The following is an 8,990-nucleotide window of genomic DNA, read 5'->3' as shown; positions in this document are numbered from 1 at the left end:
TTAGTAATTATATTGTCTAGTTAATTATTATACCATAACTAATAAGCTTTATTAAGTTTGGATAAAAAAATTCGCTTTGCTCAAAATAACTATTTAATTATACCTTATCAAAAGTATCTATTTTATAATACATTAATAATAAAAAATAATCTAAGTATTTTTAATACCCAGATTACTTCTATATTAATAATCAAATTCTTATTATATCTTAATTTATACGTATATTTTTATATTATTTTAATATTTTTTCATAACAATAAAATGCCTTCTCTTTACTTAAAAATTTTACTTCTCCAATAAATTTGTATCCAAGTTTTTTAAATAAAGAGTTCATTTTTGTATTTAATGAGTAAGTATCTGTTTTTATATATCTTATTCCTTCTTTTGATGCTAACTCCTCACAAAAACTCATTAACTTAGTAGCTATTCCACCATTTCTAAATTTAGTATTAACAGCTATTCTATGTGCTACCATACATTTTTCATTTAATGACCAGTTTAAATTCTCATATTCTTTAGCTTGATTACAATCAATACATATAAAACCTTTTATATTGTTGTCTTCTTCATAAACATATAAGCTATCATTTTTTATATCATTTATAAACGTTTCACTATTAGGATAATTATCATCCCATTGAGTATTCCCATAGAATTTCATTTCTTTTACAGTTTCATCTATTATAGACATTATAGTATCTACATCACTTAATTTAGCTTTTCTAATCATTAGATTCCCCCATTTATATCTCTTACTTTTTATTTTATAATATCATAAATCTTACTATCTTCCAATTTATAGGGTTAGCTCATATTCATTATAAAAATCATTATTTAATATAATATTTTAAAGTAATTTAAAATTAGTTATTTATAAATAGTTTCTAATTTCTTTATAATAAAAAGTTCCTACATAAATATATCTTTATATAAGAACTTTTGTATAATTTCAAAACCTTTTATATTATGAAATTTATCCATTTATATCTTTTGCTTTATATGTTTTATAACAATGAGCAAATTCTCTAGTATTAAAAATATATTTTCCACCTAGTTGCGTATAATACGCACCTGTAGAATCATATATATCCTTTATCTTTTGTGTTAAATTTTTATGGTAATATCTAAGTTCTTTAAATTCTTTTTTGAGCCTTTCACTTGTAAGCCATAATCTATTAGAACTTATATCAGTTAATTTTATATTTTCAAAGTTTAAATTATTTTTATTTGCATATATATATATTTCAGCTAATATTTCCTGTAAGTTTTCATTTGTAAGGTCATGCTTTAGCTTTTTATATATAATACTTCCCATACCATCAATACCTTTTTCGTTAAGCTTTTCTTGATTAATAAGCGCATTTAGTGGTTGTCTTTTTATATATACATAATAAGTATCTTCTAGTATATAACTTCCTCTTAAATACTTAGCCGGTCTATATATAACAAGTATAGGACTATACATTCCACCCTTTTCATCTTCATTAAAATCTTCTATATCCTCTAGGTATTTTAGTTTCCCTTCTATGTTTAAGCTTCCATATCTAGATTTTTGTCTTAATGAATACATATTTTCATCTTTTATACAATTTATTATCTCATCTATATATTCTTTATTAACTATAAAGTCTTCGTTATATGAATTATTTACATATTCATTTTTAATTTCTTCTTTTGCTAAATTTATCTCATTTATATTTACACCTAAGTGTATGTTTAAATTTTTAAACTTTTCTTCTAAAGAATGTATATCTACATCTATATAATTTATAAATTTATCTAAATTTTCTTCAGATTTTATATTAAGTAATAAATCCCCAATATTCTTTTGAGTTATTGAGCTATCTTTTTCAAATAGATATTTAATTATATATTCTTTAAGCTTCTCTACATTCTTATATATTCTTATATATTCTTTTAATAAAATATTATCTTCATCGATATTATTTATCATATTACTTGGTATATTTATATATATGTCATCTTCTTTTGTATATAATCTCATTTATGTCTCTCCTTACTATATAACTAATTTATATTATACATATGAGGTAAGAAATAATCTATAATAATCGTATTATTTGTATTATTTTGATTTATAATTGTATATAATATAATACTATACTTTAATAATTAAAGGAGTAGTTATATGATAGAAGACTTAAAGCATAAATTTGAAAACTATAAACCGTATATAAATGGATATAAAAATATGAAAAGAGCTTCAGTTTTAATTCCCATAGTAAAAAAAGATAACATGCATTATATATTATTTCAGGTAAGGTCTAAAAATTTAAAAAGTCAACCAAATGAAATATCTTTTCCTGGAGGAAAAATAGAAAATAATGAAAGTCCTCTTGATGCAGTTATAAGAGAAACTTGCGAAGAACTTGGAACAAATGTTAAAAACGTAAATATTATCTCTGAAATAGATTTACTTATAACACCTGGTAATATGATAATTCATCCTTTTGTGGGATATATAAATAATATAGATAGCCTTCATATAAATAAAGATGAGGTAGACCATATTTTTTTAGTTCCATTATCTTACTTATTAAAACATAAGCCTTCTCTTTATAATAATGAAGTTAAAGTTATTCCAAATGATAATTTTCCTTATGATATTATCCCAAATAAAAAGGATTACAAATTTGCTACTAGTAATTATAGAGTTTTATTTTATAAATATGAAAATTATGTAATTTGGGGTATAACAGCTAAAATATTAGAAAATTTCCTAGAGTTTTTAGAAGTATAAAATTCACTTGATTCATATCGTCAACGACTTCATCCATTGCTAAAAAAATGTGCCTTAAATATTTAAGGCACATTTTCTATAATTACTTAACTAATTCTCCTTGTAATGAGAAAGTTTTTGGTGATGTTATTTTTACATTAACTAACTTACCAACTATATCTTCACTTCCACCAGTAAAGTTTACTAGTTTATTTTGTCTAGTTCTACCTGTTAATACATTATCATCAGTTTTACTCTTTCCTTCAACTAAAACTTCAACAACTTTATCTTGGTAGCTTTCATTTATCTTAGCTATTTCTTCATTTACTACAGCTAACACTCTATTAAATCTTTCATGTTTTACATCTTCTGGTATTTGGTCTTCCATCTTTGCAGCTGGAGTTCCTTCTCTCTTTGAGTATATAAATGTAAATGCTGTATCGTATTTTACTTTTCTAACTACATCTATAGTATCTAGTAAATCCTCTTCAGTTTCACCTGGGAATCCTATCATAAGGTCAGTTGAAAATGCTATATCAGGAATTTCTTTCTTAGCTTTTTCTATTATTTCTAAGTAATGTTCTTTACTATAATGTCTATTCATTTTCTTAAGTAATCTTGTACTTCCACATTGTACTGGTAAGTGCATAAATTCACATACTTTATCACAATCTCTCATAGCATATATAACTTCATCAGATATATCTTTAGGGTGAGATGTCATAAATCTTATTCTCTCTAAACCTTCTATTTCATTTACTATTCTTAGAAGCTCAGCAAATGTTACAGGATTGTCTAAAGTCTTACCATATGAATCTACATTTTGACCAAGTAATGTTACTTCCTTAGTTCCATTTGCCACTAATTCTTTTATTTCATTAACTATATCTTCAACAGTTCTACTTCTTTCTCTACCTCTAGTGTACGGTACTATACAATAAGTACAGAAGTTATTGCATCCATACATTATATTTACAAATGCTTTAAGTTCAAATTTTCTACTACTTCTAAGACCTTCTACTACTTCTCCATCTACATCCCAAACATCTACTAACATACCTTCTGATTCCATTGATGAAGCTAATAATTCTGGGAATTTATAAAGGTTGTGTGTTCCAAATACTAAATCAACATGATTATATTTAGACTTTAGTTCTTTAACAACATGAGGCTGTTGCATCATACATCCACAAACAGCTATTTTTAAATCTGGATTTTTACGTTTATTAAACTTTAATTGACCTAAGTTTCCATAAACTTTAAGTTCTGCATTTTCTCTTACTGCACAAGTGTTATATATTATAAGGTCGCACTCTGCAGCAAGCATAGTTCTTTGGTAACCCATATCATCAAGCATTGCACATAACTTTTCTGAGTCATGTTCATTCATTTGGCATCCAAAAGTTTGTATCATATACTTTGGCTTTGTTTGATGTATTGCATAAAATCTTGAATTTTTTTCAGCTATTGCTTCTATAAATCTATCTTGTTCTTGTATTTTCTCTATAGGAACTTGTACTTGTTTTCTTTTGCTCATAATCGTAACCTCCTTACTACTAAGTAAGTCATATTATATCAAATTCTACCATTATTTTAAAGACATCATTTTATATTTGAGTATTTAACATTTAAATTTGGTTATATTAAGTTATATAATGTTTTTAGAGGTGATAAGGTGCTTGTTGTTTTTATTAGAAGTATAATACTATATATAGCCGTTTTAATAGCTTTAAGGGTTATGGGAAAAGGTGAAATAGCTGAAATGAATGCTTTTGACTTAGTAATAACATTACTTCTTTCAGAAGTTGCAGCTATTCCAATGCAAGATAATTCTATACCTATTATATATGGAATTTCATCAATTACTGCACTTGTATTTATAGAAATTTTAATTTCTTATATAGCTTTAAAAAGTAGAACTGTTAGTAGGATTTTATCTGGTAGCCCTACTGTACTTATAAATAAAAGTAAACTAAATTACAAACAATTGAAAAAAGAACGTATATCTATTGAGGAGTTGCTTGAGTCATTACGTTCTCAAGGATATTTCAACCTTAAAGATGTTCAATATGCACTACTTGAAACTGATGGAAATCTAAGTATTGTTCCATCACCATCTTATGATTCTAGTAAAGCAACTGATTTTAAACATTTACCTATTCCAGTTATAATAGATGGCAAAGTTATAAAAGATAATTTAAATGAATTAAATAAGGATGAAAAATGGATTTTAAAAACTTTAAAATCTAAAAATATAAAAAAGGTTAAAGATGTCTTAATTTTTATGATAGATGAAAATGATGATATCTTTATACAAAGAAAAAAAGAATAAATGAGGTGATATAATATGAAACGAATTATTGGCGTTTTAATATGGACTTTATTATTTATATCTTTAGGTATTTATTCTGAAAATAAAATATATGATTTTACTAATAAATTTAAATCTGAAATTGAACTTATTCAAAAAAATATTGAAGATGATAATCTTGAAAAAGTTTCTAATGATATAAAAAAATGGTCTAAATCATGGCATAAAGAAAAAGAAATTTGGTATAAAATAGTTAATCATGAGTACTTTGATGATATATGTTTATCTCTTAATATTATTGAACAAAGTATAAAATACGATGATAAGTTAAATGCATTAGAACAAGTTGAGACTATAAAGATGCTCTTAAATAATATTTTAGAATCAGAAAAATGTGATTTAAACCATATATTCTAATAAAAAATAGGCTTTAAAAGCCTATTTTTTAATAACTCACTTTATATAAATATAGCCCTTTAGCTGGAGCAGTATCTGCAGCTTTGGTTCTATCTTTTTCTTCAAGCATTGTTTTAATATCTTCAGGTGCTATCTTTTTATGTCCAACATCTATTAAAGCACCAGTCATTATTCTTACCATATTATATAAAAATCCATTACCTTCAAAGTATATTTCTACTAAACCATTAGTTTCTGTTATATTTATAGAATATATGGTTCTTACATTTGATTTTTTCTTAGATTTAGATGATGCAAAACTAGTAAAATCATGCTCTCCTATAAAATATTCACTTGCCTCTTTCATTAATTCTATGTCTAACTTCTTAGGTATATGAGTAGTATACTTTCTTAAGAATGGATCATGAAATTTATTATTGTATATTTTATATAAGTATACTTTTGATTTTGCATTGTATCTACTATGAAATCTTCCATCTACTTCTTCTAAGCTAGTTATTACTATATCTTCTGGTAAATACTCATATAAATATGTTTTCATTTTATCTACAGATAAATTAGAAGCTGTTTTAAAATTAGCAACTTGTCCATATGCATGAACTCCCATATCTGTTCTTCCAGATCCAATTATCTCTATACTTTCATTAGCCATTTTGCTTAAGACATCTTCTATCTTACCTTGTATTGTCATATCATTGTCTTTTAGCCTCTGAAACCCTTTATACCTTGAGCCATCATATCTTATAGTCATCTTTATGTTTCTCATATTGTTCCTCTTTCTATTTTCAGCTTATATAGATTTTATAAGTGTATTTTTTATTTTTACAGTTATAGAAGTTCCTACTCCTTTTTTACTGTTAAGTATCATCTTACCTCCATGAAGTTTTACTATTTCATTACTTATAGCAAGACCTAAACCACTACCTGCTTTATTGTAATCTTCTTGGAAGAATTTATCTAAGACTTTTTCTAAATTTTCTTTTTCTATACCAGCTCCATTATCTACTACCTTCATAGTTGTGTACTCTTCATCTTGAGATACTATAATATTTATAAATCCACCTTCGTCAGTAAATTTTATAGAGTTCTGAATTAAATTTATTAATACCTGCCTAAGTCTATCCTTATCCCCTTGGATTAAATCAATATTTTCAGTTTTAAACTCTACATTTAAGCTTATATCCTTCTCGCTCGATTTTACCTTAAGCTGATTCACAACGCCTATTGCTAGCCTTTTTATATCTACAGTATCTATTTTTAACTTTATTCTATCAGATGATAGTCTTGAAAAATCAAGTAACTCTTCAACTAGCTTTATAAGTCTTTCAGTTTCATCTTGAATTATTCCAAGCCCTAAGTCAAGTTCATCTCTTGTTATACCTTCATATCCTAAAGTTTCACTCCATCCCTTTATTGATGTAAGTGGCGTTCTAAGTTCATGAGATATTGATGATATGAACTCTTCTTTTAATTTTTCACTTTTATCTATTTCAGCCGCCATATGTACAAATGTTTTGGCCAAATCTCCTATCTCATCATCTGATATACTAGTGTCTTTTAATTTTATACTAAAGTTACCATGTGCTAACTCATTTGCAAATTCTTTTAGTTCTATAAGTGGCTGAATTATAGTTTCTGCAAATCTTAGACTTAAAGATATAGCTATTATTAATATAAATATCCCTGCAAGTATTAATCCAAGTGCCAACTTAAATATAGTAGCATCTATCTCTGTTAATGACACAGTGTATCTTATTGCACCTTCTATTACATTATTTATCTTTATTGGTACAGATACACTCATTACATGTTCATTAGTAGATTCTATCTTATGAGTTATTGGATATAAATCCTTTCCACCCATTAATGCCTTATCTACATCTTCAGCTTCTATTTTCTCATGTTTTTTTATTCCATACTGATCAATTATAATATACTTATCTTTATCTATTACCTGTGTTGCATACTTTGAGCTTCCTACAACTCTTTGTTTATCTAGTATATTACTTACTTTTTCATCAAAAGTAGTATTCTCTATGTTATTTATACTTGTATTATATACAGAGTTTGTATATTCAACTTGATTTTTTAAATTTTGTCTTACAGAGTCATAATAATAATTCTGAACATAAAATATAAATAATCCTTCAAATAAAGTAACTGTTGTTATAATTATTATAAAATAATTTTTAATTACTCTTTTTCTTAACCCTTCAAAATGTAGCACTATTGTTCTTCCTTTCTAAAACAATATCCATATCCCCAAACAGTTTGTATATATTTAGGTTTTGATGGGTCATCCTCTATTTTATTTCTTATTCTTCTTATATTTACATCTACTATTTTAAAATCATAAAGATAGTTACTTCCCCAAACTTCTTCAAGTATTTGATCTCTACTTAAAGATTTCTTTGCATTAGTTATTAAATATTTTACTATTGAAAACTCCGTTGGTGTAAGTTCTATTTCTTTACCATCTTTAAATAGCTTTCTTTTATCTAAGTTAAGAGTAAAAGGTAGCGATATTATTTCATTAGTGTTTATAGTATCATCTTTTTTGATTCTTCTAAGTAACGCACTTATTCTAAATAATAACTCCTTTATACTAAATGGCTTTACCATATAGTCATCGGCACCAGATATAAATCCTTCTATTTTATCTTCTTCTTGTGCTTTAGCCGTAAGCATTATAATTCCAACTTGGTCAAAATTTTGTCTTATATATTTACAAACTTCTATTCCACTCATATCAGGTAACATTACATCTAAAAGTGCTAAAGATATATTTTTTTCATTTTTTATCTTATCTATAGCTTCTTGTCCACATCCAGCTTCTATTACCTCATATCCTTCTCTTTTTAAATTTATACTTACAAAACTTCTTATTCCTATTTCATCTTCTAATATTAATATTTTTTCCTTCATACAAATCCTCCCAAACAAATATTAATAAATTAATGAAAAATACTCCATTAATGCTTCTGTAGTTATATTTAAAGCTTTTAACAATTCTTCATTATTTTTTTGTAATATAAATGTATTATCATAATTTTCAGCAAGTATCATAGATGATTTATTAGTTATATTTTTTCCTTCATCTGCAACAGGCTTAGGAGATACAATTATAGTAAAAATATTTTTAGGTTCATTTTCTACTGAATCATGATAGTAGAACTTAAATAAAGTATTTTCACCTTGATACTCTTGTTCACTATATATTTTATTTACCAAGTTATTTGGTATATCTAATTTAAAATTATATTTATAATTATAATATATTCTACTATTAAATACCAATCTAGCATCTTCATTATACTTTCCATTCCATCTATACCAACTTACTGTAGATGATGATTGTAATGTATATATACTACTACTTCCTGCTACTATTGGTATTTCAAGAACTTTGTCTTTATTTATATCTTCAACTGCTATATAGTATGGTTTCATTAAATTTTTATCATCATCTTTAAATACCTTTTCTAACTTTTTATCCTTAGTATATAATATTTGAGTTCTATA

Annotated in this window: 9 protein-coding genes and 1 pseudogene; 3 read left to right on the top strand and 7 right to left on the bottom strand. The window is 25.4% G+C overall.

The window, feature by feature from the left end:
* Nucleotides 1-232: 232 nt before the first annotated feature.
* Together Q5F54_RS07270 and Q5F54_RS07265 are read right to left on the bottom strand one after the other, a co-directional pair.
* Nucleotides 233-730: a GNAT family N-acetyltransferase gene (locus Q5F54_RS07270; RefSeq protein WP_302334161.1), complete on the bottom strand. Its 498-nt coding sequence runs from the start codon at nucleotides 728-730 to the stop codon at nucleotides 233-235.
* Between the two features lie 243 nt (nucleotides 731-973).
* Nucleotides 974-2,005: a hypothetical protein gene (locus Q5F54_RS07265; protein WP_277233636.1), complete on the bottom strand. Its 1,032-nt coding sequence runs from the start codon at nucleotides 2,003-2,005 to the stop codon at nucleotides 974-976.
* A gap of 144 nt (nucleotides 2,006-2,149) precedes the next feature.
* On the opposite strand from Q5F54_RS07265, the gene Q5F54_RS07260 reads away from it, so the two are divergent.
* Nucleotides 2,150-2,761: a CoA pyrophosphatase gene (locus Q5F54_RS07260; protein ID WP_281538526.1), complete on the top strand. Its 612-nt coding sequence runs from the start codon at nucleotides 2,150-2,152 to the stop codon at nucleotides 2,759-2,761.
* Between the two features lie 82 nt (nucleotides 2,762-2,843).
* Here Q5F54_RS07260 and miaB read toward each other — a convergent pair whose 3' ends face one another.
* Complete coding sequence (gene miaB, locus Q5F54_RS07255) at nucleotides 2,844-4,277, bottom strand: tRNA (N6-isopentenyl adenosine(37)-C2)-methylthiotransferase MiaB (RefSeq protein ID WP_281538527.1); 1,434 nt, start codon at nucleotides 4,275-4,277, stop codon at nucleotides 2,844-2,846.
* 138 nt (nucleotides 4,278-4,415) lie between these two features.
* Between miaB and Q5F54_RS07250 the strand changes: the two genes are divergently transcribed.
* Together Q5F54_RS07250 and Q5F54_RS07245 are read left to right on the top strand one after the other, a co-directional pair.
* On the top strand, nucleotides 4,416-5,072 hold the full coding sequence (locus Q5F54_RS07250) for a DUF421 domain-containing protein (RefSeq protein WP_288526005.1): 657 nt from the start codon (nucleotides 4,416-4,418) through the stop codon (nucleotides 5,070-5,072).
* Between the two features lie 15 nt (nucleotides 5,073-5,087).
* The gene (locus Q5F54_RS07245) at nucleotides 5,088-5,468 is read left to right on the top strand and encodes a DUF4363 family protein (RefSeq protein ID WP_071120149.1); all 381 of its coding nucleotides are present in this window, start codon (nucleotides 5,088-5,090) and stop codon (nucleotides 5,466-5,468) included.
* Nucleotides 5,469-5,496: 28 nt separating this feature from the next.
* Here Q5F54_RS07245 and truA read toward each other — a convergent pair whose 3' ends face one another.
* From truA to Q5F54_RS07225, 4 genes and pseudogenes are all read right to left on the bottom strand, one after another.
* Complete coding sequence (gene truA, locus Q5F54_RS07240) at nucleotides 5,497-6,234, bottom strand: tRNA pseudouridine(38-40) synthase TruA (protein ID WP_281538529.1); 738 nt, start codon at nucleotides 6,232-6,234, stop codon at nucleotides 5,497-5,499.
* Between the two features lie 24 nt (nucleotides 6,235-6,258).
* Nucleotides 6,259-7,695, bottom strand: a complete 1,437-nt coding sequence (locus Q5F54_RS07235; RefSeq protein ID WP_302334160.1) for a HAMP domain-containing sensor histidine kinase — start codon at nucleotides 7,693-7,695, stop codon at nucleotides 6,259-6,261.
* Nucleotides 7,695-8,393: a cell wall metabolism DNA-binding response regulator WalR gene (gene walR, locus Q5F54_RS07230; protein ID WP_071120146.1), complete on the bottom strand. Its 699-nt coding sequence runs from the start codon at nucleotides 8,391-8,393 to the stop codon at nucleotides 7,695-7,697. The genes Q5F54_RS07235 and walR overlap by 1 nt, the downstream gene beginning before the upstream one ends.
* A gap of 21 nt (nucleotides 8,394-8,414) precedes the next feature.
* Nucleotides 8,415-8,990 (bottom strand): annotated as a pseudogene (locus Q5F54_RS07225) (hypothetical protein); the annotation flags it as partial.

The sequence above is a fragment of the uncultured Romboutsia sp. genome, assembly GCF_958366745.1.
GTDB classification, from domain to species: Bacteria; Bacillota; Clostridia; order Peptostreptococcales; family Peptostreptococcaceae; genus Romboutsia; species Romboutsia timonensis.
This window is presented reverse-complemented; position numbering and strand designations above follow the sequence as displayed.

Bases quoted from the DNA above. Each gene is read 5' to 3' on its own strand.
- Q5F54_RS07270 (WP_302334161.1), bottom strand. From the start codon at position 730: ATGATTAGAAAAGCTAAATTAAGTGATGTAGATACTATAATGTCTATA.
- Q5F54_RS07265 (WP_277233636.1), bottom strand. From the start codon at position 2,005: ATGAGATTATATACAAAAGAAGATGACATATATATAAATATACCAAGT.
- Q5F54_RS07260 (WP_281538526.1), top strand. From the start codon at position 2,150: ATGATAGAAGACTTAAAGCATAAATTTGAAAACTATAAACCGTATATA.
- miaB (WP_281538527.1), bottom strand. From the start codon at position 4,277: ATGAGCAAAAGAAAACAAGTACAAGTTCCTATAGAGAAAATACAAGAA.
- Q5F54_RS07245 (WP_071120149.1), top strand. From the start codon at position 5,088: ATGAAACGAATTATTGGCGTTTTAATATGGACTTTATTATTTATATCT.
- truA (WP_281538529.1), bottom strand. From the start codon at position 6,234: ATGAGAAACATAAAGATGACTATAAGATATGATGGCTCAAGGTATAAA.
- walR (WP_071120146.1), bottom strand. From the start codon at position 8,393: ATGAAGGAAAAAATATTAATATTAGAAGATGAAATAGGAATAAGAAGT.